Below are 22,150 nucleotides of genomic sequence, written 5' to 3' on the forward strand. Positions count from 1 at the left end.
CTATTCAGGCAGAATCAACGGCGCTTGCCGCCCTGCCTGTTGCCTGGCTTGCCGCCCGGCCGGCCGCCCTGCTTGCCGCCACCCTGCCTGCGGCGCGCCGCCGAATTCTGCTGCTGCAGCACTGCATCGACCCGCTCCGCCGCCTCGCGCGCCAGCTCCTGGGCCAGCGCGATGCTCGGGAAGTACTCCGGTTCGCGGTAGCCCAGCCAGGCATAGGCCGAATAAACGCGGCAGGTATCCTCGACCTCCTGCAGGTTCATGTAGAACAGGTGCTGCGGATTCGGATGCGGCTGCAGCTTGACCACCTTCTTCTTGGCCAGCGACAGCGCCCAGTGTTCCCAGGCGCTTTGCAGCACCGGCACGCGGCTCGAGATCGGCACCAGCGACAGCATGAATTTTTCAGCCACCGACAGCGGCAGCGTGTCGAGCCATTCGGCGCGCTCGTTCTGCTCCTCGGTGATGCGCGGATAGAAGAAGCCGTCCGGCACGTCGATATTGTGCACGAAGCGTTTCAGGAGCTTGACCAGCGAGGTCTCGCCGGTCACCGCCGCGATGCGGTGCAGCTGCTCGAGCGACGGCGCGACCGCGAAGCCGGTGGCGGCCACCGGCGGGATCTTTTCCTTCATCAGTGCGCGCATCACCTGGTGGGTGTCGTCGTCGTAGCCGGCGACGAAGCCTTCCTCGTGCACGCCATAGCGCCCTGCCCGGCCCGCGATCTGCTTGGCCAGCGCCGCCGGGATCTCTTCTTCCTCATAGCCGTTGTACTTGACCGTGGTGGTCATCACGATGCGCGCGATCGGCATGTTCAGGCCCATCGCCAGCGCATCGGTGCCGACCACGATGTCGGCCTGCCCCTCGCGGAAGCGCTCGGCCTGGGCCCGGCGCACCTCGGGCGACAGATTGCCGTAGACCGTCGCCACCGACAGGCCCTTCTCGGTGATCATGTCGCGCCACATCAGGACCTCGCGCCGCGAGAAGCAGATCACGGCGTCGCCGCGGCGCAGATTCGACAGCTTGCGCACGCTGGACGGCTCCATCGACAACGGCCCCATACGCTTGAGCACATGGACTTCGAGCGGCACCTCCAGGCGCTCGGCCAGCGCCTCGATCGCGCGCCGCGCTTCCACCGCGCCGACCAGGTAGACGACGTTCGCCGGCGCGCCGCACACGGCGGTGGTCCAGGCGGCGCCGCGGTCGCGGTCGGCCAGCATCTGGATCTCGTCGATCACGGCGACTTCCACCGGCGTCTTCGTGTCGAGCATCTCCACCGTGCTGGCGACGTGGGTCGCGCCTTCCTCGAGGCGCCGTTCCTCGCCCGTGACCAGGCTGACCTTGATCGGCTCACCGTGCGGCCGTGCAGCCTGCAGGCGCTCGTAGTTCTCCAGCGCCAGCAGGCGCAGCGGCGCGAGGTAGACGCCGCTGCCGGCCTTGGCCAGCGCTTCCATCGCGCGGTGGGTCTTGCCCGAGTTGGTGGGCCCCAGCAGCGCGATGAACTTGCGCTGCATGCGGCTGGCCACCTCGAACGAGCGCGGGTACTCGGCCAGGTTGATGCTTTCCTTGGTGCGCGCCGCGTGGCGCTCTTCCTCTTCGCGCTCGGCCGCGTGGGTCAGGCGCTGCGAGATGCGCTGGAACACGTACTCGGCCGGCTCGGAGGTTTCCAGCTCGTCGAGCACGTCGAGGAAGGTCATCGGATCCCAGCCGAATTCGTCCGCATCCTCGGCGATATCGCGCACGAATTCCTTGGCTTCAAGGTGCAGGCGCTGCAGGTCTTGCTCGTCGGTGCGCTCCTCGATCAGCTCGCGCCGCGCCAGCAAGTCCATCTTGCGCCACTTGCTCGGCTTGGCCAGCACGCCGCGCGCCGGCACCAGGCGGTAGGGCACACGCAAGCCTTCGTACAGGACCTCGCCGGAAAAGCGCAGGAAGACGCGGCCTTCGAGCTTGACCAGCTCGATGCCGCGCGCGGCCAGGCCGAGTTCGCGCTCGAGGAAGGCGTCGTCGGGCTCGGTGTTGTCGGAAGGAAGTAGATCTCTGTGGTCGGTCATGATGTCAGGCAGGATGTCTTGTTGCCGCCACTATATCGTGCGGAGACCCCAGGCATCGCGCGGGGTGCCGGAACGCAAAGCGAGGACGGCGCCATTCCCGCTCTGCTTTCCGGCGATAGGTCAACGTTTACGACATTTTCTCCTCGACGGCTTCGACGACTTTGGTAGCGACCTGGGTGACGACGGCAACGACGATAGTCTTGAGCAAAGTATCAAACATGGCATTCTCCTGAAAAATCAAAAAGACAGCGGAACCGCCGCTGCGCCGGTAAAAATTCAGTGCAGCGGACGGCCGATCAGTTCGCGCAAGCCATCGATGTTGGCGTAGGCGCTGGCCGCTTCCGCGAGGGCGGGATGCAAGGTGCCATCCCAAGCCAGCACCACCACGTTCTTGCCGGCGCGGCGGGCGTCATGGACGGCATTGGTGAAGCCGCCGTCGCCGCTCAACACCACGATGGTGTCGCAATGACGGAACGCGGCTGCGGCGCGGATCTGCTTCCTGACGTCGCCATCGACCAGACGTTCGTTCTCCATCGGGTGGCCGGCCTCGTCATACAGCAGCTCGAAGCTGTTCACCTTCCAGCCGAGACGCCTGGCCAGCTCATAGTAGGCGGTCTGGCTGGGACGATCGTGTGCGGCAAGGCTGACCGACATCGTGGCCGCCACCAGCTTCTCGCCGCTCAGGTGTTCCAGTACCAGAGCCGGGTCGACCCGAAAGTCCCAGCCCAGGCCGCCACGCAGGATGTTGGAGTTGTCCATGGCGATGCAAGTGTGACCGATGATCTGGCTGCGGATATCGACATGACCAATGCCCACTCCTAGGTTGGCCGGACGATGAAATTTTCTTGGCGGCGTGCGCAACGGCAACAGTACAGGCATCATATGTATCATCCTCACATCCTCGTTGATCGGAACAGGAGCGATGAACGGTGGCGGTGTAGCGGTGTTCAGCGCGTGGACCGAACTATGAAACCACTTCGCGCAGGATGCAATTTTTCAGCGATTTTTGCGATAATCGCAAAATTCGTCGCAGTTGACTAAGATTTTTTGAACGCCTATGATGGTTTCATCGATTGATGGAGCCTTTCATGCGTAATCCTGTTCAAGCTTCGCCGCGCTTTGGCGAATTCAAGTCTTACGACAAAGTCGCCTCCAGGTTGCTCGCTTCCCACCCGGATGTATTCTATAAGCCTGGCAAGAGCAAGGAAGTCCTGGTGCGCTCGCTCGGCGCCAAGATCGGTGAGCTCGACCGCGGCAAGACGGCCTGGTGGCTCAAACGCGAAAGGGAAATGCAGTGCCTGATCGACTTGCTGGAAATCGAGCGGGATGACCTAGGCCTGTACCAGAAGAGTGGCAAACACATTGTTGCCCTGCCCGTCTTCCCCGACTTCCCGCCGCTCGATCTGCAGCGTGAGAACTACTGGAGCATCGCTGCGCCCCAACTGCTATCGAAAGAACAATACGACGACAGCCGTTATGCCGTCCGCTCCATACCGAAGCTCGATGCTTGGTTCTCCGCACGCGGACATATCAGTTCGGACAAGACCATGGAATGGCTGCATGTGCCTGATAAAACCGAATACCAACTGCTGACCGAGAAGCTCGATGCAACAGGCCGCCATCAGTTCATTGGGCATCCTTCCGTGCGGGAAGCGCTCGTCAACGATATCGAGCACGTGCACAGCCAGCAGCCCTTGGTACTGGCAATCCATGAGAACCCCGAGGCAGACCACGTGAACGTCTTGCTCGGCTACCGTCAGGGTGCACCGCTGCTGGTGATCTCGCCATTTCCCATGCCGAACCTGTGGACGAAGGACGCCGAGGAGGACGAGAAAGACGGAAAAAGCACCGAGCCTGCAAGTCCGGAAAAGGACATACCAGCCGGGCCGGATGACGTACGCAACTGGATCTGGACCATGCTCCCTGACTGGCGCATGCGCTTGCTGGACTGGCTCGAGAAGCGCATGACGAAGCTTGAGGTCGACAGCTTCTTCACCAGTGGAGCCGCAGATGGCGTGCTCCAACAATTTGACCCGAGCGGCAAGTGGTTCGCCAGCGTCGAAGATGTGCTGGTACTGTGCCAGGCCGTGAGCGAAAAGCGGGAGAAGAAACTGCAAGCGAGTGCGGGCAGCAGTGCCGACGTCAATGAACTGCTCGCTTTGCTATTCAACGACGACACCTCGGGCGTCCATCTGATCCGGCCTTTGGTAGAGCGACGCTGGAAACGCTGGGATCTCGCCTGGGAAGGCGAGTTGGATCAGCAAACGTGGAACAGGCTGGTAGACAATTTATCCTCGTTCGAGTCGTTGCTAAAGCAAAAAGTGATTGTCCAAGGCATGAAAGGATTCGATTTCCGGCGTCCGATCCTGACCCGCTTGCTGTTGCGCAGCCACTTGATGGCGGCAATGAAGGAAGGCGACCTGACGTCATGGGCGCCGGCGTGCTTCGACAACCAGCGTCGTCCGATGGTGGACGCGGCGCTCGACGTACTCGATATTAACGAGCTGGAACTGATCTCTAGCCAACTACGCGAAGCCCCCGCGTTGGCTGACACGATCGGCGCCAGTGAAGCTGTATTCGCCGCCATTGGCCGCCGCATCATTCGCGAAGAAGACATCGGCAGCGAGCTTCCTTTACTGGCCGACCAGGTATTGGCTCACCTGACCTTAGAAAAAGACCTGCTTTTCCCTTGCTCGCGTCCATTGAACGATATGGCACAACAGCTCGAGTGGATCGGTGCCTGCTGGGCCTGGAGCCTGACGCCCGCGCCAGATTCGGAACACCGACACAACTGGATCTTCCCTGGATGGAATACTGCGCCTTCGGAAACCCTGCCGAAATTGATTGACTTCTACGCGAGCAGCACTTCCACCCACCATTGGAGCCAGATGGCGGTTCCGGTACGCGATTTCCTCTCGGTCGTCACCCGCTGGCTGGCGCGCCATGATTCCCCGCCCATGTACAAGCACATGCCGTTGCTGTTCAACGCGGGACTGCTGGCATGTGCGGCGGCAAACCAGTGGGAAGCTCGTGATTACTGGTGGCATGGCCTGCTCGGTTCTCCTGTCCCTGAGCAGACCTTACTGCGCCAGGTCGAGTCGGCAGACCCCGCGGTGAACCGGCGCACTGCGCTGGCATGGTGGCCGTCCCTGGTCAAGCACCGTCGCGAGGAATTCAATCGGAAGCTCGCGCAAAGCCAATTTGTGGGGTCTGGCTTGTTCACGCGTAACCCCAGGGAGCCTGGCTACTCGGCCCTGCTTGGCTGGGTAATGGAACAAATGGACAAACACGGTGAACAGGCATTGCGCGGACTGGATGACGAAGACCGCCAATTCCTGATCAGGCATCCTGCCGCCCTGTCGACACCGGTCAAGCGTCAGCTCCTGAAATCGTTGGCAAAAGACTTTCCGAAAGACTGGCATCCCATCCAGTTCATCAACCTGCTGCTGCACTACGGGCCAGAGACCGCCGCCGAAATGGAAGCCTTCCTCGACAGAAACGAGCTTGGCGATCAGGCCGCCGGATACCTGTGGGAATGGGCGCCGCGCAGGGCTGAAGAACTGCTGCGCAAGAGCCAGGTCAGCCACGACGCTTTGCGCCGGCTGGTGCTGGCTTCACCCGACTTCGCCATCGGCAACGCGGTCGCCCTGCTGAAACAAGAACCCGCGCTGCTCGAGCCGCACCGACTGCAGCAATGGGCCCGGGCCCGCCTGCCCAATGCGCGCTTGCACGCGCAAGACCTGATGTATTTTCTGACGTCCACCAGGGAGAAGTGATAACAATGAAATCGTATAAAGCGTTTACCTTGGGAACCAGTCCCTTCGTCGGACCGCTGGAGAACCGTATTCTGCACCAGCACAAGGAACAAGGCTGGGATGGCCTGGCCGACCGAGTGGCCGCTCTGGCCTTACAGGCCGAGGCTTTGCGCCCTGAGCCCGACCGTGATGCCTTCCCGGAACGCGTACGCGACGCCATGATGAACGGGAAAATGCTCCCCAACAGCCCTTTGCTGGTGAATGCCGGACACAACGAGCAACGGATCTTTGCCTGCTTCGCCGTCGATGTGCGCCGTCCGCTCGAAGATGCGCTCGCCACGTTCCGCTACATCCATGACGGCATGGGCGGGGTGGGCTATGCGGTCAGCGGCAAGGAGCTCGACTTTCCCGAGCTCATCCGCTCGATCGACGACGACACCGTCCAGCACCAGGCCGGCCGTCCACGTCCCGCTTCGAACGCCGTGACGATGCCGATGAGCGGCCGTCTGGATGATTATCTGGACCTGGCTGGTACGCTAAAAGTGACCAATATGAACGTGGCCCTGGATGACGGCTTCATGGCCAGCGTCCGGCACGACAGCGCCAGCTTGGAACGCCTCGAACGCGTTGCGCAGTCGATCCACGCCACCGGCCAGCCTGGCGTCATCTTCCCGGATCGTATCGCCCGCATCGCCAACACCGAGGCGCCAGTGATGGCCGCCAACGTGTGCGGCGAAGCGCCGCTGGCGACCGACGAATCTGCGCTGCTGGCCTCGCTCAATCTGGTCGCCTTCTGTCATGCAAACGACGATGGCATTGTGCGTTTCGACGAAGCGGATTTCCAGGCCCATGTGAAGCTTGCGGTGCGCTTCCTCGATGGCATGCATGATGTGCACTGCCACGCCAACGAAACACTACGCCGTAACACCGAAGCAACCCGCAAGATCGGCGTCGGCATCATGGGCTTCGCCCACGCCCTGATCCTGTGCGGCATGCGCTACGGCGACGAAGCCAGCGTGGCATTCGCCGAGCGCCTGGGACGGCTCATGATGGATGCCGCCAGCACCGAATCCGAACGCCTTGCGGCGCTGCTTGGCCCCTATCCCGCCTGGCAGCCCAGCCACGGTCCGGCACGCCGCAACGGTGCGCTGGTCGCCATCGCCGGCACCGCCACCATCGCCCTGATCGCCGGCGCCTCGTGCGGCGTCGAACCCTTGTTCTCGCACGTATGGAACCAGATCGTCATCGGCGAACATATTCGCATCCTGGATCCTGTGATTGGCTTCGTGCTGGAGCAGCACGGCATCGACAGCCGCCAGGCGCTCGCGCGCCTTTTGATCGGCGAGAGCCTGTCCGCGATCGCCGGCCCTGCGCTGGCAGCGTTGATGCCGGCCGCAATCGAGATCCCAGGTACGTCGCATATCAAGGTGCAGGCGGCGTTCCAGAGACACATCGACGGCGGCATCACCAAGACCATCAACTGCGTCAGCGAGACCAGCGTCGGGCAGATCCGCGATTGGCTGATGGACGCGCACGAAGCCGGCTGCCTCGGATTGACGATCTACCGGGCCGGCTCGCTCGACGGCCAACCCATGGCGGGAGTGTGAAATGGCGCTGATCGTGAGTTTCGACGGTCCCAAGGCGGTCGGCAAGACCACGCTGATCGAGCGGGTGCGCGAGCGCCTGACCGGCGCCGGGCACGAGGCCGCCGTACTGGTGGAAAAAGAACTACTGCCGCCCGCGATCCAGAACCAATTGGCCTCACTGTATGCGACGTTTCGAGCAGCCCCGACGGCCGCCGCCGACCAGGCGATCGCCGATGCCCTGCGCGCCGGCAGGGCCGACATCAGCACGCGCCACTTGGCCGCGCGCGGCGGCATCGTGTTGCTCGACCGCTGGTATCCGTCGGACGCCGTGTTCCGACGCTACCTGTCCGCACAAGACCTGGTGGCGAACAATATCGCCGCCGGCGCGCGGGTGCCGGACCTGGTAATTGCGCTCGTGTGCGCCCCCGAGGTCTCCTGGAAGCGAGCCCATCAGCGCCAGCGCTCGCTGGACAGCAAGGTCATCGCAGACTACGACAGCCACGCGGCGTCGACCGACAACTTCAGGCAGGCGGCCGCAACGTTCGATTGGATGCTGATGGAGTCGGATCGGCGCACGCCTGACGAGCTGGCACTCGCGGCCTGCAAGGCGATCACGGCAACAGCGCAAAACCTTCATCCAGCCAGCCCGTGACGCCGCCGATCATCAGCTTGACCGGCCGCCCCAGCCGGGCCAGGCGCTCGGCGCCGCGGTGCGCCCCGTTGCAGTGCGGCCCGGCGCAGTAGACGACGAACAGGGTATCCATCGGATAGTCGCGCAGCTTGGCCTCGACCAGCTTCGCATGCGGCATGTTCAGGGCCCCGGGCACGTGGCCGGCCGCGTACAGGGCAGGGCCGCGCACGTCGAACAGGACGAAATCGGGTTGTCCGCCCGCGAAGGCTGCATGCACGTCGGCGCAGTCGGTCTCGTATTCGAATGCGGCGCCAAAATGCGCCAGCGCCCTGTCGCTCGGCGCCGCCGGAACCGCGGAAACGGGTGTAGTCATGGTGCTTGCTCCTCGTTGAAAAAGAGCCTCGAGTGTGGCAGCGAAGGCGGGCCGGGGGCAGGGGCCGGGATGACAGAAACTGGTAACATCGCGCCATGCCCCACCACGTCGCCATCCTCGCCTACGACGGCCTGTGCACCTTCGAATTCGGCTGCGCGGTGGAGCTGTTCGCCCTCGAGCGGCCGGAGCTCGGCGTGCCCTGGTACACGCATGCGGTGTGCGCCGTCGAAGCCGGCCCGCTGCGCGCCATGGGTGGCCTCTCCGTCGTCGCGCCGCACGGACTGGAGGCGATCGACGCCGCCGACACGATCGTCATCCCCGGCTGGCGCGACGCGGCTGAGCCGCCGCCCCCAAGCCTGGTCGACGCGCTGCGCCGCGCCGAAGCCCGCGGTGCGCGGCTGTGCGCGATCTGCTCCGGCAGCTTCGTGCTGGCCCATGCCGGGCTGCTGGACGGCCGCCGGGCGACCACCCACTGGCGCTACCTGGAACGGCTCGCGAACGACTTCCCGACAATCGAGGTGGAGCAGGGCGTGCTGTACGTCCAGGACGGACGCATCGTGACTTCGGCCGGCTCGGCCGCCGGCCTGGACATGCTGCTGCACGTAGTGCGCAGCGACTTCGGCGCCGAGCTGGCCAGCCGCGTGGCCCAGCGCCTGGTGATCCCGGCCCACCGTGACGGCGACCAGGCCCAGCTCGTGGCGCGCCCCTTGCCTTCAGCCGAGAGAAATGCGGTCGCGCAGCTGATGGATTGGGTAAGAGAAAACGTGCGGGCCGGGCACACGGTGGAGTCGATGGCGGCCCGGGCGCGGATGACCAGGCGCACCTTCCAGCGCCGCTTCAAGGACGCCACCGGCGTGACGCCGCTGGCCTGGCTGGTGCGCGCACGGGTCGCGCTGGCGGAACGGCTGCTGGAAACGCGGCCGGCGCTGACGATCGATGCCGTCGCCGACCTGGCCGGCCTGGGGTCGGCCGAATCGCTGCGGCGGCATTTCAGGAACCATGGACTGCCGCCGCCGGCGCGCTATCGCCGGCTGGGCAGGACGGCTGCCGGGGCAGCCAGGGTAGCCGAGGCGGCTTAGGCGGCTTAGGCGGCGACGCCTGCGTTATGCGCCTGCTGGTCGGCGTGGTACGACGAACGCACCATCGCGCCCACGGCCGCGTGCACGAAGCCCATCTCGTACGCCTTCTCTTCGAACATCTTGAAGGTGTCCGGGTGCACGTAGCGGCGTACCGGCAGGTGCGAATTGGTCGGCGCCAGGTACTGGCCGATGGTGAGCATGTCGATGTCGTGCTCGCGCATGTCGCGCATGACTTCCAGGATCTCTTCGTCGGTCTCGCCCAGGCCGACCATCAGGCCCGACTTGGTGACCGCGTTCGGGTACATCTTCTTGAAGTCGCGCAGCAGCACCAGCGAGTGCTTGTAGTCGGCGCCCGGACGCGCTTCCTTGTACAGGCGCGGCACGGTTTCCAGGTTGTGGTTCATCACGTCCGGCAAGCCGTCGGCGAAGATGTTCAATGCTTTTTCGAGGCGGCCGCGGAAGTCGGGCACCAGCACTTCGATCTTGGTGTTGGGCGACAGCGCGCGGGTCTTCTGGATGCACTCGACGAAGTGGCCGGCGCCGCCGTCGCGCAGGTCGTCGCGGTCGACCGAGGTGATCACGACGTAGGACAGGCGCAGGTCGGCGATGGTCTTGGCCAGGTTGCCCGGCTCATTGACGTCCAGCGGATCCGGACGGCCGTGGCCGACGTCGCAGAACGGGCAGCGGCGGGTGCACTTGTCGCCCATGATCATGAAGGTCGCGGTGCCCTTGCCGAAGCATTCGCCGATGTTCGGGCAGCTGGCTTCCTCGCACACCGTCACCAGCTTGTTGGCGCGCAGGATGTCCTTGATCTCGTAGAAGCGCGACGAGGCGGTGGCGGCCTTGACGCGGATCCAGTCCGGCTTTTTCAGGCGCTCGACGTCCGCGATCGGCACGATCTTGATCGGGATGCGCGACGTCTTGCTGGCGCCTTTCTGCTTTTCGCTGGCGTTGTAGGCGGATGCGGAGGCGATGCCGGTGTCGATTTCGGAAGTCATTTGGCTCGTTGCCCCAGAAGGGCGTCAGTTGGTTTGTTCGGTTCGGACCTGGCTGGGTTCGATCTGCGGGCCGAGATGCAGGATCAGGGCCTGGGCCAGCGCCTGCTGGACGTCTGCCAGCGGCGCCTCGACGCCCATGGTGCGCATGTCGACCGTGGCCAGTCCCGAATAGCCGCACGGGTTGATCCAGGTGAACGGGGCCAGGTCCATGCCCACGTTCAGCGATACGCCGTGATAGGTGCAGCCGTTGCCGCGCACCTTGAGGCCGAGCGCGGCGATCTTGGCGCCCTTGCGCGGGCCTTCGGCGATATAGATGCCGGGCGCGCCGGCGATGCGCTCACCGGCCAGATTATACGCCCCTAATACGTCGATCACCGCCTGTTCGATTTTTTCCACAAACTGGCGCGCGTACAGCTTGCCGCCCGGCTTGTTGCGGCGCAAGTCCATCAACAGGTAGATCACGACCTGGCCCGGGCCGTGGTAAGTGACCTCGCCGCCGCGGTCGGTCTGGACCACCGGCACGCCCTGCGGCGCCAGCACGTGGCCCGGATCGGCGCCCAGGCCCAGAGTGAACACGGGCGGGTGCTCGACGACCCACAATTCGTCCCGGGTCTCGGGCGTGCGCGCGTCGGTGAAGGCGCGCATGGCGGCGAAGGTGGGTTCGTAGTCGGCACGGCCGAGTTCACGGATGAGCGGCGCGGCGGGGTGGATCGAAGACATGGAATCGGGGCGAGGCATCGGGCCATAGTATGGACAGCCCCGTCATTATAAGCCAGCACGATGGGGCGTGCCTGCCGAACAGGCAGCCTGCCCCGTTGACGAGATGGCAAGCCGCCCTTACAGGACCATCTTGACCATCGGGTGGGTCGACAGGGTGCGATACACCTCGTCCAGCATCTCGCGGCTGGTGGCGGTGACGGTGACGGTCAGGCCGGTGTAGTTGCCCTTGGCCGAAGGACGGGATTCCAGCTTGCCTTCATGGAAAGTCGGATCCAGCTGGGTCACCAGCGCGACGATGGTGGGAGCGAAATCGATATGGGTCGCGCCCATCACCTTGATCGGGAATTCGCTCGGGTATTCGATGAGGGATTCTTTCGGGTCCATGACTAATCCTGTGTAAATGCGCATTGTAGCCAATGCCGGCGTTTTCCTCAGCGTTCCTGCATGCGTTGGCCGCGCGCATCGGTATGGGCGCGCTGCTCGCCGCCGCCACGCGGCGTGAACGCGGGCGTCGAAGGTTGCGGGCGCGGCGCGGGCGGGGCGACCATCTGCGGCGGCGGGGCGGGACGTGGCGGCGGGGCGGTCACCATCTGCGGCGGCGGACGCACATCGGGCCGCGGCATCGGACGCGGCTCGGGGCGTGAAAAGGCCGGCGCCGGATTGGTCGCCATGGCCGGCGGCCGCTGCTGTTGCAGTTGCTGGCTGCGTTCGGCCCGCTCGCGCATGCGTTCGCGCTGCTCGCGTTCGCGCTCGGCGTGGCGCCCGAAACTCATGCGGTCGGCCTGCATGCGGTTGTCCAGGTCGCGCTGCATGCGGTCGCGTTCTTCCTGCTGGCGCACGACGCGCTCCTGCTGCTGCATGCGCTCGCGCGACAGGCGCTCGTTGCTCTCGCGCTGGCGCGCCATCGGGTCCGGCTCGAGGCGGCGATCCTGCACGAAGCCGTCGCGCGTCACCTGGCCGGTCTCCAGGCGCTGGCGCACCTCGCGCCGCTCGAGCAGGTCGCGCCGCGCGTCGTTCCCGCGGTTCCAGTCGGCGCGCGTCACCAGCGGCGGCGGCGGGGCGCTGCCCTGTCCGCGCGGCAGCGCGAAGTTCGCGCGGTCGGGGCGCGGCGCGCGTGGCACGACCACCGGACCACGGCCGCCGAAGTGCTCGCGCGGCACCACGGTCAGGCCGTGGTGTCCCGGCCGCTGCTGGGCCGCGCGGCGGGTGGCGTGGCGCCAGTCGTTCAGGCGCCGCAGGCGCTCGCTGGACAGGCGATAGCCGGGCACGTAGCGGTCGTAGGGGCTGAGCGGATACCAGCCGTGCGCGTGCAGGTCGTGCGAGGCGAAGCCGACGCTCCAGTTGCCGCCGCCGACCCAGCCGACCAGCGCCGGCGACCATACCGGCCGCCGCTCGAGGCGGCCCGGGGCCCAGGCCCAGCGGTTGTGCACCTGCACCCAGCGGCCGTAGTGGAAGGGCGCATAGCCCCATGGCGCGTTGTCGACCCAGGTCCAGCCCCAAGGCGCGATATAGCTCCACTGGCCGTCGCGGTAGGGCGTCCAGTCGGATGCCACCACGGTCGGCGTCCACAGGGTGCCGTAATCGGAATGGGTGCTCCAGCTGCCGTAGCGGTCGAGCTCTTCGTAGCCGGTCATCTCGGTGCCGATGTGGCGCGAGGACTGCTCGGCCACCAGGGTCTGGTCGCGCGTCAGGGCCCAGTCGTCGAATTCGTCGCGCCGCGCCTGCTGCGTACGCACGTCCTCGTCGCGCACTTCGGCGGCGCGGCCGGTGCGGACGGTGAGGCTGGCGCCGGCGCCGTCGACCTGGGCCTCGCCATCGAGCACGCTCACCAGGCTGGTGTCGGGCACGCGGTCGGCATCCACGCGCAGGCGGCCGGGCTGGGTCAGGCGCACGGTCGCCTGGGCCGTACGCAGCTCGAACTCGGGCACCACCTCGCTGTTCATGACGCGGATGCTGGCGCTGCCGAAATGCAGGCGCAGGCGCAGGCTGTCGTCGTCCAGTTCGGTAAACTCGAGCGAGCTGTCGCCATCCAGGCGGATCGAGGTGGAGCCGATCCGGATCTCGGTGCGGGCGCCGGGCGAGGTCGTGACGAGGTTGCGCGTGGTGACCGGCCAGTTGACCACGGCGGCGCTGCTCTCGCTGCCGACGTCGCCGCCGATCTCGACCTGGCCCTGGACCAGGGAGACGCGGCCCACCCGGCCCGGCGGCTCGGTCTCCATGACACCGTTGCCGGTCGCCTCGGCCTGGCCCGGCGGGTCGGTCTGCAGCACGGTCTGCGCGGACGCGCCTGTGGAAAACGCGGCCAGGGTGGCCACGGTCAGCAGGGCGGCAGTATGGGCGAGGCGATGGGTCATGACATGCTCCAGGATGGAACGCGGACGGGGTGGCTCAACCTCATTACAACGCCCGAGCTCCCGCACGGACAACGCGGGTAACACAAAGTTGCATCTGCCGGCGTAACAGAAATAGTAGCCGGCCTCATGGCGCATTCAGGCCGGCTGGCGCTTGACGAAGAATAGCATCGAGCCGATCAGCACCAGCACCGCGCCGAACACGCGGTTCTGCAGGCGCATGTGACGTGGATCGCGCATGAAGCGCTGCATCGAGGCGGCCAGGGCGGCGTAGCCGTGCATCACGATCGAATCGATCGCCACCATGGTCACTCCCAGGATCGCCAGCTGGGTGAGCAGCGGCGCATCCTTGGCGATGAATTGCGGCAGCACCGCGACCATGAAGATGATGCCCTTGGGGTTCGTGGTATTGGTGAGAAAACCGGTCAGCACGCGCTTGCCGAACGACGGATGCGCTTCCAGGCCGGCGGTCGACGCCGTCGGGCCGGGCGCCGGGGCGGCGCGCCACTGGCTGACGCCGAGGTAGATCAGGTACAGCGCGCCGATCACCTTGACCGCCGTGAAGGCGACCGAGGACGCCAGCAGCAGCGAACCGACGCCGGCGCCGGCGATGACCAGCACCAGGACCAGGCCCAGCTGCAGGCCGAGGACGGTCGCGCTGGCCTTCCTGAGGCCGTAGGCCAGGCCATGCGACATCGACAGGACCGCGCCGGAGCCGGGCGAAATGGCGATCAGCGAACCGGCGATGACGAAGGCGATCCAGGTAGCGAAGCTCATGGTGGCGAAAAAATGAAAGTACTGCGGAGGAGAAGCGGGGAAACTACGGCGGAGACGGCAAATAAACGGCAAATTCAGCCAGCGCGCGCGACCCGTAGACGGGCCGCGACGCGAGGCCGGGGTATTGATTACTTCTTCTTGGTCGGGTTGACCGCTGCCTTCAGGGTCGCGCCAGCCGAGAAACGCGGGCTCTTCGATGCCGCGATCTTGATCACTTCGCCGGTGGCAGGGTTACGGCCCTTGCGTGCGGCGCGCTTAGTCACCGAGAAGGTGCCGAAGCCGGTGATGCCCACCGTGTCGCCCTTTTTCAGGCGCTCGGTGATGATCTCGATGATGGTGTTCACGGCGTCGCCAGCGGCAGCGCCCGACATCTCGGTGCGCTTCGCGAATTCTGCGATCAGTTCGCCTTTTTTCATAAATCCCTCCGGGGTTAAAAGAGCGGGAAGATTAGCATAAATATTGCTATGTGTAATGCCGCTCCCCGAGGGAAATTTGAAAGGAAGCCTTATGCGACGCCAGATTCGATGACCGGACCGCCCAAACGGTTGCGCAGCGCGGCGTTGATCAGGGTTTGGTAACCGGTGCCGCAACGCTCGGACAGGTTGCGGAATTCCTTCAGCACCTCGTCGTCGAGATAGATCGTGATGCGGGTCTTGCGCTTCGGCGGGCGGGCGCGGCGAACCGGAGCGGAGGTGGCGGCGGAAACGGAAGCGGCAGGCTGGATCGACTCGGTATTCATTGGATGATCTCCTTCGTTTGGGGGGACGAGGCTGCAGTGCCGCAACCTTCAGCGTTGCACTATACGTATGCAGACCGCTGGTCACACGTCAAAAGCGACGAGATGCAGATTTCCAGGCATGAAACGCAAAAAGCCGCGCCGAACGGCGCCGCGAACCGTGTAGCCAGCATTTGGCGGCTCGGTTAATATCGTATCAACTTGACATGAAGGAGCAGAACCATGGCTGGAGTCGGATTACTTGCACTCTTGGACGATATCGCCACCATCCTGGACGACGTCGCCGCGATGAGCAAGGTCGCGGCCAAGAAGACCGCTGGCGTGCTGGGCGACGATCTGGCGCTCAATGCGCAGCAGGTCTCCGGCGTGAAGGCCGATCGCGAGCTGCCGGTGGTGTGGGCGGTGGCCAAGGGATCGATGGTCAACAAGGCGATCCTGGTGCCGGCGGCCCTGGCGATCTCGGTCTTCCTGCCCTGGCTGATCACGCCGCTCCTGATGATCGGCGGCGCCTTCCTGTGCTTCGAGGGCTTCGAGAAGCTGGCGCACAAATACCTGCACAGCGCGCGCGACGAGGCCCAGCACAAGGCGCAGCACGAGGCAGCCGTGGCCAACCAGGCGGTCGACATCGTCCAGCTCGAAAAGGACAAGGTCAAGGGCGCGGTGCGCACCGACTTCATCCTGTCGGCCGAGATCATCGTGATCTCGCTCGGCGTCGTGGCCGGCATGGCGCTTGGACAGCAGGCCCTGGTGCTGACCATCATCGCGGTGGTGATGACGGTCGGCGTCTACGGCCTGGTGGCAGCCATCGTCAAGATGGATGACGCCGGCCTGCACCTGAGCAAGAGCCAGAGCGGCGCCGCGCGCGGTCTGGGCAGGGGTCTGCTGGCCGCCGCGCCACGCCTGATGAAGACGCTGGCGGTGGTCGGCACCGCCGCCATGTTCCTGGTCGGCGGCGGCATCATCTCGCATGGCGTGCCGGCGCTGCACCACTTTTCGCAAGGACTGGCCGCATCGGTAGCCGATGTGCCGGCGGTTGGCGGGGTGCTGGCCTTCCTGGCGCCGATCCTGTTCGATGGCCTGGTCGGCGTGCTGGTGGGCGCCGCGGTGCTGGCCGTGGTGACCATGGTGCAGCGCATGCGCGGCAAGAAGGCGGCCGCACACTGATGTTCCCGTCGGCGCGGGCCTCCTGCCCGCGCCTCTCATCCTGGTGTCAAAGGCTGATCCTTGCGCGTCAGGACCGCCCCGATCGCCAGGCCAATCGCAAACCCCACATACACCACGCCCAGCGCATTGCGCGACAGGCGCTTTTCATACCCCGGCTGCAAGGACCTGGGCGTCAGCTTGTAGTCGGTGAAGGCGGCGAATGCCGACGTTGCCGCCGAAGCGGCGGCGATGGCCATCGGATTCTTTCCATCCATTACGCCCCCCAGGGCGCGTTCGAACACGAAGGACCAGAAGGTCGCGCTGGCATGATGGATCAGGTAGCCGGGCACCGTGTAGCGCAGCGAGAAGCGGTCGCGGTAGCCTGCTTTATCACCATGGACATAGTGGCTGACGGCATTGGTTGGTGCGAAAGCACTGCCGGCCTGGATCTTGCCGACCAGCGCCATCGCCACCGTGGAGAGCACGCTCGAGGTCGCACCAGAGATGAGTGCGCGCTGTAATGCCGAATTTTCCATACAATCCTCTTTTACTTGATGTGAAGGGAAGCACGGATGCGGATTTTGCTGACGGGGGCAAGCGGTTTTATCGGGCAACATCTGCTGCAGGCCTTGCTCACCGAAGGGCACCACGTCGTGTGTGCGCTGAGAGCACCCGAAGCGAAGCTTCCGAAAAGCGATGACCCACGCCTAAGCACTATCCACGCCGATTTTTCCAAAGATACCGATAAATCCACCTGGCTGGCGCGCCTGTCGCACATCGACGCCGTGATCAACACGGTGGGGATTTTCCGCGAAAGCGGACGCCAGGATTTCGCGCGCCTGCACCGCGACACGCCGCGCGCGCTGTTCGCGGCCTGCGCCGAATCGCACGATGTGCAGATGGTGATCCAACTGTCGGCGCTGGGCGCCGACCGCGATGCCCAATCGCCCTACCACCTGTCCAAGCGCGATGCCGACGACTACCTGGCCGGTTTGCCGCTGCGCTCCTACATCGTCCAGCCCTCGCTCGTGTATGGCCGCGATGGCGCCAGCGCGCGCACCTTCCGCACCCTGGCCAGCATGCCGTTCACCGTGCGCTTCGGCGGCAAGCCGCAGCTGGTGCAGCCGATCCACGTCGACGACCTGGTGCTGGCCATCGTCGGCCTGCTCAAGCACCGCCTGCCGATGACGCCGGGGGCCGGCACCTCGATGCGGGTGCCGCTGGTGGGGCCGCAGGCGATGCCGTTCACCGACTATCTGGGCCTGCTGAGATCGAGCATGGGCATGGGGCGCCAGCGCGTGTTGCCCCTGCCGGGACCGGTAGCGCGGCTGGCGGCCGCCATCCTGCCCGGCACATTGATCAGCCGCGACGCGCTGAGTATGCTGGACCGCGACAACACGGCCGACGTCATGCAAACGGCGATGCTGCTCGGCCATCTGCCGCGCTCACCGAACGAGTTCATCGGCGACCCGGACGGCGAACGCGCGCGCGCCAAGCTCGGCTGGCTGCTGCCGATGCTCCGCTACAGCATCGCGGCGGTCTGGATCCTGACCGCGATCGTCTCCTTCGGCCTGTATCCGGTCGAGGCCAGCTACGAGCTGCTGGCGCGCACCGGCATTCCTCCCGACCTGCAACCATTGATGCTGTATGGCGCCGCCACCTTCGACCTGCTGCTGGGACTGGGCATCCTGTTCCTGGCGCGGCGGCGCTGGCTATGGCTGGCGCAACTGGGCCTGATCGGCTTTTATACGATCGTGATCGCGGTCAAGCTGCCTGAATTCCTGCTTCACCCCTACGGGCCGCTGACCAAGAACCTGCCGATGCTGGCCGCGATCTGGCTGCTTTACCAACTCGAGGAAAAATGATGGATTACGTGGTGCTGAAGTGGCTGCATATCGTCTCGTCGACGCTGCTGTTCGGCACCGGGATCGGATCGGCCTGGTACATGCTGTTCGCGAACGTCAGCCGCGACGTGCGCGCGATCGCAGTGGTGGCGAAATACGTCGTCATCGCCGACTGGCTGTTCACGGCCACCACTGCCATCCTGCAGCCGCTGACGGGCTTCTACATGATCCACCTGGCCGGCTATCCGCTGCACAGCAAGTGGATCATGTGGTCGATCGTCCTGTACGTGATCGCCGGCGCCTGCTGGCTGCCGGTGGTGTGGCTGCAGATCCGCATGCGCGACATGGCTACGGAGGCGGCCCGGCTCGATACGCCATTGCCGACGCTGTACTGGCGTTATTTCAGGATCTGGGTGACGCTGGGCGTGCCGGCGTTTGCGGCGTTCATCGTGATTTTCTGGCTGATGGTGGCCAAGCCGATGTAGCGGGTTGAATCCTTCATTTCAAAATATGTTTGCGCCATGGCCCACCCACCCCGGACGCCCATGCCGAAGGCGATCAGACAGGCTACCACGAGGACTGCTTTAAGCACTTTCCAAGCTGCTTGATCTTTCATTTTTCCCTCTGCGAGTTACAACCAAGAATCCTAATTTATCATCAACGCCGGCACCCGGATACGAAACTAGCGAGCGTCCCGCCCTTGGACAGCCGCGTACAATGGCCCGCGTACCGACCAACCAGAAGGGGATTACGCATGCGGGCTTACCAGATTCTTCACGGCGCAAACATCGACGGCCTCCAGTGCATCGACTACCCGGAGCGCGACCTCGGCCTGGGCGAAGTACGCATCCGCGTGCATGCCGTCTCGCTCAACTACCGCGACCTGATGGTCGCCGGCGGCAACTACCTGGTATCGGTCGAGGATCCCATCATCCCGTGCTCGGACGGCGCCGGCGAAGTGCTGGCGGTCGGTCCCGGCGTGACCCGGGTGCAGGTGGGCGACCGCGTGGCCGGTTCCTTCTTCCCGCACTGGCTGGAAGGCGGGCCTACGCCTGATAAAGTGCGTCACGGCCTGGGCGGCGACATCGACGGCATGCTGGCCGAGGAAGTCGTCCTGCACGAGGACGCGCTGGCCATCGTCCCGGCCAGCCTCTCCTTCATCGAGGCGTCCACCATGCCGTGCGCCGCGGTCACCGCCTGGAACGCGATCTTCGTCTCCAGCAATCACGTCAAGCCGGGCGATACCGTGCTGCTGCTGGGCACCGGCGGCGTCTCGATCCTCGGCCTGCAACTGGCGCGCGCGGCGGGCCTGCGCACCATCGTCACCTCGTCCAGCGACGAGAAGCTGGCGCGGGCGCGCGCGCTGGGCGCCCACCACACGATCAATTACCAGGCGATTCCCGAGTGGCACGACGAGGTGCTGCACCATACGCACGGCGTCGGTGCACAGGTGGTGCTGGAGGTGGGCGGCAAGGGGACGGTGAACAAATCGGTATCGAGCGCCGCGATGGGCGGCACCGTCGCCGTCATCGGCGGCGTCAGCGGCTTCGGCGGCGAAGTCAATCCGGCTTCGCTGCTGTCCAGCGCCAAGCGCCTGGTGGGCATCTATGTCGGCAGCCGCGCCATGCTGGAAGACGTGATGCGCTTCGTGGACGTGGGCGGCGTCAAGCCGGTGATCGACCGCGTGTTCCCGTTCGGCCAGGCGCGGGAGGCGTATCGCCACATGGCGTCCGGCGCGCACTTCGGCAAGGTGGTGATCGACATAACCGACCGCTCCTGATCAACGTCGAAGCTTCGGCACCAGCTCGATCTCGAACAGCTTGGGCCACAGCTTGCCGGTAACGAACAGGCGCTTGCCCTTGCCATCCCAGGCGATGCCGTTGAGGACGGCGTCGACTTCCTTCGTGCCGCGCTGGTCCGGCGGCAGCAGCCCGGTCAGGTCGATCACCCCGAGCACCTTGCCGCTGTCGGGATCGATGCGGGCGATGAGTTCGCTGCCCCAGATGTTCGAGTACAGCTCGCCGTCGACCATTTCCAGCTCGTTCAGGCGGTCGACCGGGCGGCCCTCGGCCGTCACCTGCACCCGGCGCAGCTCCTTCATCGTCTTCGGATCGAGGATGCGGATGAAGGAACTGCCGTCGCTCATGTACAGCTGCTTCGCATCGCTGGCCAGACCCCAGCCCTCGCCCTCGTACTTGAAACTCTGCTTGAGCTTGAAGGTCTTGAGGTCGAACACATAGCCTACCTGCGAAGTCCAGGTCAGGCCGATCAGGTTGTTGCCCACCGCGGTCGAACCTTCGCCAAACACCTCCTTCGGCAAGTCGGCCTTCTGCACCACCTTGCCGGTCTTGAGCTCCACCTTGCGGATCGTCGAGCGGCCATACTGGCCGGTGCTTTCGTACAGGTGGCCGTCGCGGTAGAACAGGCCTTGCGTGAAGGCCCCGGGATCGTGGGGATAGGTATTCTTGACAACAAAACCGTAGACCGGCAGCGCGGCCTGGGCGGCGCCGGCGCTCACGCAGGCGATGGAGCAGGCGACGGCGAAGGTGGAGATCTGTTTGAGCATCATGGTTGGCTGAAAAAGCGGCAACAGACTGTAGCACGATAGCCGCCGGTTCGCCCTCGAGTGCGCATCAGACATAGGCCAGCAAGCGCCCGCAGGCGATCACGGCGATCCAGAGCAGCAGCGACAGCGCCGCATGCAGCCTGGCCCAGGCCGGCGCGCCAGCCGGCCAGTCGGCGGCCCCGCGCCAGGGGCCGGCATGGAAGACGAGGGCATTCACGCCGGCCGCAGCGATCAGCGCCAGCTTGAGCACGAAGACATCATTGTCCAGCAGCTCGGGCTGGGTCGAGAACATCAATAGCCCACTCGGCACGATCAGCAGCAGTCCGAACCAGGACCACGGAAGCAGGTGGCGCGCCAGCGCCTGCACGGGAAGCGTACGGCCGAAGCCGAGCAGGCGCAGGTCGAACATCGCCGCCGCGCCCACCAGCACCGTGAAGCCGACGATGTGGACGATCTCGACGACCGGATACAGCCAGGCATCGTCGCGCAGGGCCTGGGCCAGCGGCGTCGAGGCGGCCCAGGCGGCCGCATCCTTGATGACGCTCAGCGCAGCTCCGTGACCTTCTCGCCGACGGTGATGCGCTCGGCGCGCAACTCATCGGGCTTGCTGCGATTGGGATAGCCGTAGACGGTAACCTTGTTGCCGACGGCCAGCATATCCTTGGCCAGGCCGCGGTTTTCCATCCGTCCGGGAGGCGCCAGCACTACGAGCCAGGTCTTGTCGGCCGTCTTCAGGCGCACGAAGCCGTGCGGCTGCTGGTAACCGGATTCTTCGATGGTGCCGGTCAGCTGTTGCGGTTGCTTGGCATCGTATTCGCTCCACCCGTGGTGGGCGGAAGCGGTGGCGGCCACGATGGACAATACGGCGGCCAGGAGTGTGCGTTTCATTGTGTTCCTCCAGGGTGAAGAAATCCATGATGCATGCGGCAAGCATATCCTTGAACAGGGAGTGAAGCGCGCACGACTGCTCTACGGGAATGGCTATCCCGGCGGCGGTATAGTATGCATTTATTGCCCGCATTCAAGGAGACGCCATGCCATCGCGCCGCCCGGCCACCCTGGCCGACCTGTCGACATTATGGGAATTGCGCACCCGGGCGGTGCGCGCCGGTTGCGCCGACCATTACCCGGCCGCGGTGATCGACATCTGGTGCGCCGCCCCGGCTCCCGTCTCGCTGCCGCTGCTGGTCCAGGCCGGTGGCGCCGTCGTGGCGGAGGAAGAAGGGCATATCGTGGGCTACGCCGTGCTGAACCTGGATACCGGCGAAATCAATGCCGCCTTCGTCGAGCCGAGCCACCAGGGCCGCGGCATCGCCCTGCAACTGCTGCAGCAGCTGGAATCGATGGCGCGCGAACGCGGACTGGCCCGCCTGTTCCTGTCGGCCTCGCTCAATGCCGTGCCGTTCTACGAACGCGCCGGCTTCGTGTCGCTGCGCGAAGAGTTGTATTCGCACCGATGCGGAGTCGATCTCGCATCGGTATTCATGGAAAAGCAGCTAGCCCGGCCTTCCTGAGACAGCGGCTCATGCAGGACGAATGGACCGGTGCG

General features: G+C 65.1%; 24 protein-coding genes. 10 read left to right on the forward strand and 14 right to left on the reverse strand.

Annotated features, from left to right (window positions below):
* Positions 1-14: 14 nt before the first annotated feature.
* Both J3U95_RS12480 and J3U95_RS12485 read right to left on the reverse strand, forming a co-directional pair.
* Positions 15-2,042: a helicase-related protein gene (locus tag J3U95_RS12480; RefSeq protein ID WP_208278917.1), complete on the reverse strand. Its 2,028-nt coding sequence runs from the start codon at positions 2,040-2,042 to the stop codon at positions 15-17.
* Between the two features lie 276 nt (positions 2,043-2,318).
* The gene (locus J3U95_RS12485; protein WP_208278918.1) at positions 2,319-2,801 is read right to left on the reverse strand and encodes an NYN domain-containing protein; all 483 of its coding nucleotides are present in this window, start codon (positions 2,799-2,801) and stop codon (positions 2,319-2,321) included.
* A 329-nt stretch (positions 2,802-3,130) separates the two neighbouring features.
* On the opposite strand from J3U95_RS12485, the gene J3U95_RS12490 reads away from it, so the two are divergent.
* The 3 genes from J3U95_RS12490 to J3U95_RS12500 are packed head-to-tail and all read left to right on the forward strand — an operon-like array spanning position 3,131 to position 8,035.
* Positions 3,131-5,818 carry a hypothetical protein gene (locus J3U95_RS12490; protein ID WP_208278919.1) on the forward strand — a complete coding sequence of 896 codons (2,688 nt, stop codon included), beginning with the start codon at positions 3,131-3,133 and terminating at the stop codon, positions 5,816-5,818.
* A gap of 5 nt (positions 5,819-5,823) precedes the next feature.
* Complete coding sequence (locus J3U95_RS12495) at positions 5,824-7,404, forward strand: ribonucleotide reductase barrel domain-containing protein (RefSeq protein WP_208278920.1); 1,581 nt, start codon at positions 5,824-5,826, stop codon at positions 7,402-7,404.
* A 1-nt stretch (position 7,405) separates the two neighbouring features.
* Positions 7,406-8,035: a nucleoside/nucleotide kinase family protein gene (locus J3U95_RS12500; RefSeq protein WP_208278921.1), complete on the forward strand. Its 630-nt coding sequence runs from the start codon at positions 7,406-7,408 to the stop codon at positions 8,033-8,035.
* Here the strand turns inward: J3U95_RS12500 and J3U95_RS12505 are convergent.
* Positions 7,995-8,387 carry a rhodanese-like domain-containing protein gene (locus J3U95_RS12505; RefSeq protein WP_208278922.1) on the reverse strand — a complete coding sequence of 131 codons (393 nt, stop codon included), beginning with the start codon at positions 8,385-8,387 and terminating at the stop codon, positions 7,995-7,997. The two genes, J3U95_RS12500 and J3U95_RS12505, sit on opposite strands and share 41 nt — an antisense overlap.
* 95 nt (positions 8,388-8,482) lie before the next feature.
* On the opposite strand from J3U95_RS12505, the gene ftrA reads away from it, so the two are divergent.
* Positions 8,483-9,466, forward strand: coding sequence for a transcriptional regulator FtrA (gene ftrA / locus J3U95_RS12510; protein ID WP_208278923.1), 984 nt, complete (start codon positions 8,483-8,485; stop codon positions 9,464-9,466).
* A gap of 5 nt (positions 9,467-9,471) precedes the next feature.
* Here ftrA and lipA read toward each other — a convergent pair whose 3' ends face one another.
* From lipA to J3U95_RS12545, 7 genes are all read right to left on the reverse strand, one after another.
* Positions 9,472-10,464, reverse strand: a complete 993-nt coding sequence (gene lipA / locus J3U95_RS12515) for a lipoyl synthase (RefSeq protein WP_208278924.1) — start codon at positions 10,462-10,464, stop codon at positions 9,472-9,474.
* Between the two features lie 24 nt (positions 10,465-10,488).
* Positions 10,489-11,184: a lipoyl(octanoyl) transferase LipB gene (gene lipB, locus J3U95_RS12520; RefSeq protein ID WP_208278925.1), complete on the reverse strand. Its 696-nt coding sequence runs from the start codon at positions 11,182-11,184 to the stop codon at positions 10,489-10,491.
* A gap of 117 nt (positions 11,185-11,301) precedes the next feature.
* A complete protein-coding gene (locus J3U95_RS12525; protein ID WP_208278926.1) occupies positions 11,302-11,568 on the reverse strand; it encodes a DUF493 family protein in 267 nt (88 codons plus the stop codon).
* A gap of 47 nt (positions 11,569-11,615) precedes the next feature.
* Complete coding sequence (locus J3U95_RS12530; protein ID WP_208278927.1) at positions 11,616-13,538, reverse strand: DUF6600 domain-containing protein; 1,923 nt, start codon at positions 13,536-13,538, stop codon at positions 11,616-11,618.
* 135 nt (positions 13,539-13,673) lie between these two features.
* Positions 13,674-14,312 (reverse strand): LysE family transporter, encoded by a 639-nt coding sequence (locus J3U95_RS12535; protein ID WP_208278928.1) that lies wholly within the window; start codon positions 14,310-14,312, stop codon positions 13,674-13,676.
* Positions 14,313-14,440: 128 nt separating this feature from the next.
* Positions 14,441-14,728, reverse strand: coding sequence for an HU family DNA-binding protein (locus J3U95_RS12540; RefSeq protein ID WP_005664253.1), 288 nt, complete (start codon positions 14,726-14,728; stop codon positions 14,441-14,443).
* Between the two features lie 89 nt (positions 14,729-14,817).
* Complete coding sequence (locus J3U95_RS12545) at positions 14,818-15,051, reverse strand: BrnA antitoxin family protein (RefSeq protein ID WP_208278929.1); 234 nt, start codon at positions 15,049-15,051, stop codon at positions 14,818-14,820.
* A gap of 219 nt (positions 15,052-15,270) precedes the next feature.
* Here J3U95_RS12545 and J3U95_RS12550 point away from each other — a divergent pair, with 219 nt between their 5' ends.
* A complete protein-coding gene (locus tag J3U95_RS12550; RefSeq protein WP_208278930.1) occupies positions 15,271-16,212 on the forward strand; it encodes a DUF808 domain-containing protein in 942 nt (313 codons plus the stop codon).
* Between the two features lie 35 nt (positions 16,213-16,247).
* Here J3U95_RS12550 and J3U95_RS12555 read toward each other — a convergent pair whose 3' ends face one another.
* Positions 16,248-16,727 carry a hypothetical protein gene (locus J3U95_RS12555; RefSeq protein ID WP_208278931.1) on the reverse strand — a complete coding sequence of 160 codons (480 nt, stop codon included), beginning with the start codon at positions 16,725-16,727 and terminating at the stop codon, positions 16,248-16,250.
* 36 nt (positions 16,728-16,763) lie between these two features.
* Between J3U95_RS12555 and J3U95_RS12560 the strand changes: the two genes are divergently transcribed.
* The 3 genes from J3U95_RS12560 to J3U95_RS12570 all read left to right on the forward strand — a co-directional run bounded on the left by J3U95_RS12560 (position 16,764) and on the right by J3U95_RS12570 (position 19,815).
* A complete protein-coding gene (locus J3U95_RS12560; protein ID WP_208278932.1) occupies positions 16,764-18,056 on the forward strand; it encodes an SDR family oxidoreductase in 1,293 nt (430 codons plus the stop codon).
* The gene (locus J3U95_RS12565) at positions 18,056-18,520 is read left to right on the forward strand and encodes a DUF2269 family protein (RefSeq protein WP_208279025.1); all 465 of its coding nucleotides are present in this window, start codon (positions 18,056-18,058) and stop codon (positions 18,518-18,520) included. The genes J3U95_RS12560 and J3U95_RS12565 overlap by 1 nt, the downstream gene beginning before the upstream one ends.
* A 269-nt stretch (positions 18,521-18,789) precedes the next feature.
* Positions 18,790-19,815, forward strand: a complete 1,026-nt coding sequence (locus J3U95_RS12570; protein ID WP_208278933.1) for a zinc-dependent alcohol dehydrogenase family protein — start codon at positions 18,790-18,792, stop codon at positions 19,813-19,815.
* Here J3U95_RS12570 and J3U95_RS12575 read toward each other — a convergent pair whose 3' ends face one another.
* Together J3U95_RS12575 and J3U95_RS12580 are read right to left on the reverse strand one after the other, a co-directional pair.
* Entirely contained in the window at positions 19,816-20,604 is a 789-nt protein-coding gene (locus J3U95_RS12575; RefSeq protein WP_208278934.1) for a glutaminyl-peptide cyclotransferase, read from the reverse strand.
* 64 nt (positions 20,605-20,668) lie between these two features.
* Complete coding sequence (locus J3U95_RS12580) at positions 20,669-21,031, reverse strand: hypothetical protein (RefSeq protein ID WP_370662067.1); 363 nt, start codon at positions 21,029-21,031, stop codon at positions 20,669-20,671.
* A gap of 1 nt (position 21,032) precedes the next feature.
* On the opposite strand from J3U95_RS12580, the gene J3U95_RS28525 reads away from it, so the two are divergent.
* The gene (locus tag J3U95_RS28525; RefSeq protein ID WP_267877784.1) at positions 21,033-21,161 is read left to right on the forward strand and encodes a hypothetical protein; all 129 of its coding nucleotides are present in this window, start codon (positions 21,033-21,035) and stop codon (positions 21,159-21,161) included.
* Here J3U95_RS28525 and J3U95_RS12585 read toward each other — a convergent pair.
* On the reverse strand, positions 21,145-21,489 hold the full coding sequence (locus J3U95_RS12585) for a DUF6152 family protein (protein WP_208278935.1): 345 nt from the start codon (positions 21,487-21,489) through the stop codon (positions 21,145-21,147). The genes J3U95_RS28525 and J3U95_RS12585 overlap by 17 nt on opposite strands.
* Before the next feature lie 146 nt (positions 21,490-21,635).
* On the opposite strand from J3U95_RS12585, the gene J3U95_RS12590 reads away from it, so the two are divergent.
* Positions 21,636-22,115, forward strand: coding sequence for a GNAT family N-acetyltransferase (locus J3U95_RS12590; protein ID WP_208278936.1), 480 nt, complete (start codon positions 21,636-21,638; stop codon positions 22,113-22,115).
* Positions 22,116-22,150: the final 35 nt, after the last annotated feature.

This window comes from Massilia oculi, assembly GCF_017582745.1.
In the GTDB taxonomy this organism is placed as follows: Bacteria; Pseudomonadota; Gammaproteobacteria; order Burkholderiales; family Burkholderiaceae_D; genus Telluria; species Telluria oculi_A.

Coding starts and splice junctions, on each gene's coding strand:
- J3U95_RS12480 (WP_208278917.1), bottom strand. CDS start 2,042: ATGACCGACCACAGAGATCTACTTCCTTCCGACAACACCGAGCCCGAC.
- J3U95_RS12485 (WP_208278918.1), bottom strand. CDS start 2,801: ATGGACAACTCCAACATCCTGCGTGGCGGCCTGGGCTGGGACTTTCGG.
- J3U95_RS12490 (WP_208278919.1), top strand. CDS start 3,131: ATGCGTAATCCTGTTCAAGCTTCGCCGCGCTTTGGCGAATTCAAGTCT.
- J3U95_RS12495 (WP_208278920.1), top strand. CDS start 5,824: ATGAAATCGTATAAAGCGTTTACCTTGGGAACCAGTCCCTTCGTCGGA.
- J3U95_RS12500 (WP_208278921.1), top strand. CDS start 7,406: ATGGCGCTGATCGTGAGTTTCGACGGTCCCAAGGCGGTCGGCAAGACC.
- J3U95_RS12505 (WP_208278922.1), bottom strand. CDS start 8,387: ATGACTACACCCGTTTCCGCGGTTCCGGCGGCGCCGAGCGACAGGGCG.
- ftrA (WP_208278923.1), top strand. CDS start 8,483: ATGCCCCACCACGTCGCCATCCTCGCCTACGACGGCCTGTGCACCTTC.
- lipA (WP_208278924.1), bottom strand. CDS start 10,464: ATGACTTCCGAAATCGACACCGGCATCGCCTCCGCATCCGCCTACAAC.
- lipB (WP_208278925.1), bottom strand. CDS start 11,184: ATGTCTTCGATCCACCCCGCCGCGCCGCTCATCCGTGAACTCGGCCGT.
- J3U95_RS12525 (WP_208278926.1), bottom strand. CDS start 11,568: ATGGACCCGAAAGAATCCCTCATCGAATACCCGAGCGAATTCCCGATC.
- J3U95_RS12530 (WP_208278927.1), bottom strand. CDS start 13,538: ATGACCCATCGCCTCGCCCATACTGCCGCCCTGCTGACCGTGGCCACC.
- J3U95_RS12535 (WP_208278928.1), bottom strand. CDS start 14,312: ATGAGCTTCGCTACCTGGATCGCCTTCGTCATCGCCGGTTCGCTGATC.
- J3U95_RS12540 (WP_005664253.1), bottom strand. CDS start 14,728: ATGAAAAAAGGCGAACTGATCGCAGAATTCGCGAAGCGCACCGAGATG.
- J3U95_RS12545 (WP_208278929.1), bottom strand. CDS start 15,051: ATGAATACCGAGTCGATCCAGCCTGCCGCTTCCGTTTCCGCCGCCACC.
- J3U95_RS12550 (WP_208278930.1), top strand. CDS start 15,271: ATGGCTGGAGTCGGATTACTTGCACTCTTGGACGATATCGCCACCATC.
- J3U95_RS12555 (WP_208278931.1), bottom strand. CDS start 16,727: ATGGAAAATTCGGCATTACAGCGCGCACTCATCTCTGGTGCGACCTCG.
- J3U95_RS12560 (WP_208278932.1), top strand. CDS start 16,764: ATGCGGATTTTGCTGACGGGGGCAAGCGGTTTTATCGGGCAACATCTG.
- J3U95_RS12565 (WP_208279025.1), top strand. CDS start 18,056: ATGGATTACGTGGTGCTGAAGTGGCTGCATATCGTCTCGTCGACGCTG.
- J3U95_RS12570 (WP_208278933.1), top strand. CDS start 18,790: ATGCGGGCTTACCAGATTCTTCACGGCGCAAACATCGACGGCCTCCAG.
- J3U95_RS12575 (WP_208278934.1), bottom strand. CDS start 20,604: ATGATGCTCAAACAGATCTCCACCTTCGCCGTCGCCTGCTCCATCGCC.
- J3U95_RS12585 (WP_208278935.1), bottom strand. CDS start 21,489: ATGAAACGCACACTCCTGGCCGCCGTATTGTCCATCGTGGCCGCCACC.
- J3U95_RS12590 (WP_208278936.1), top strand. CDS start 21,636: ATGCCATCGCGCCGCCCGGCCACCCTGGCCGACCTGTCGACATTATGG.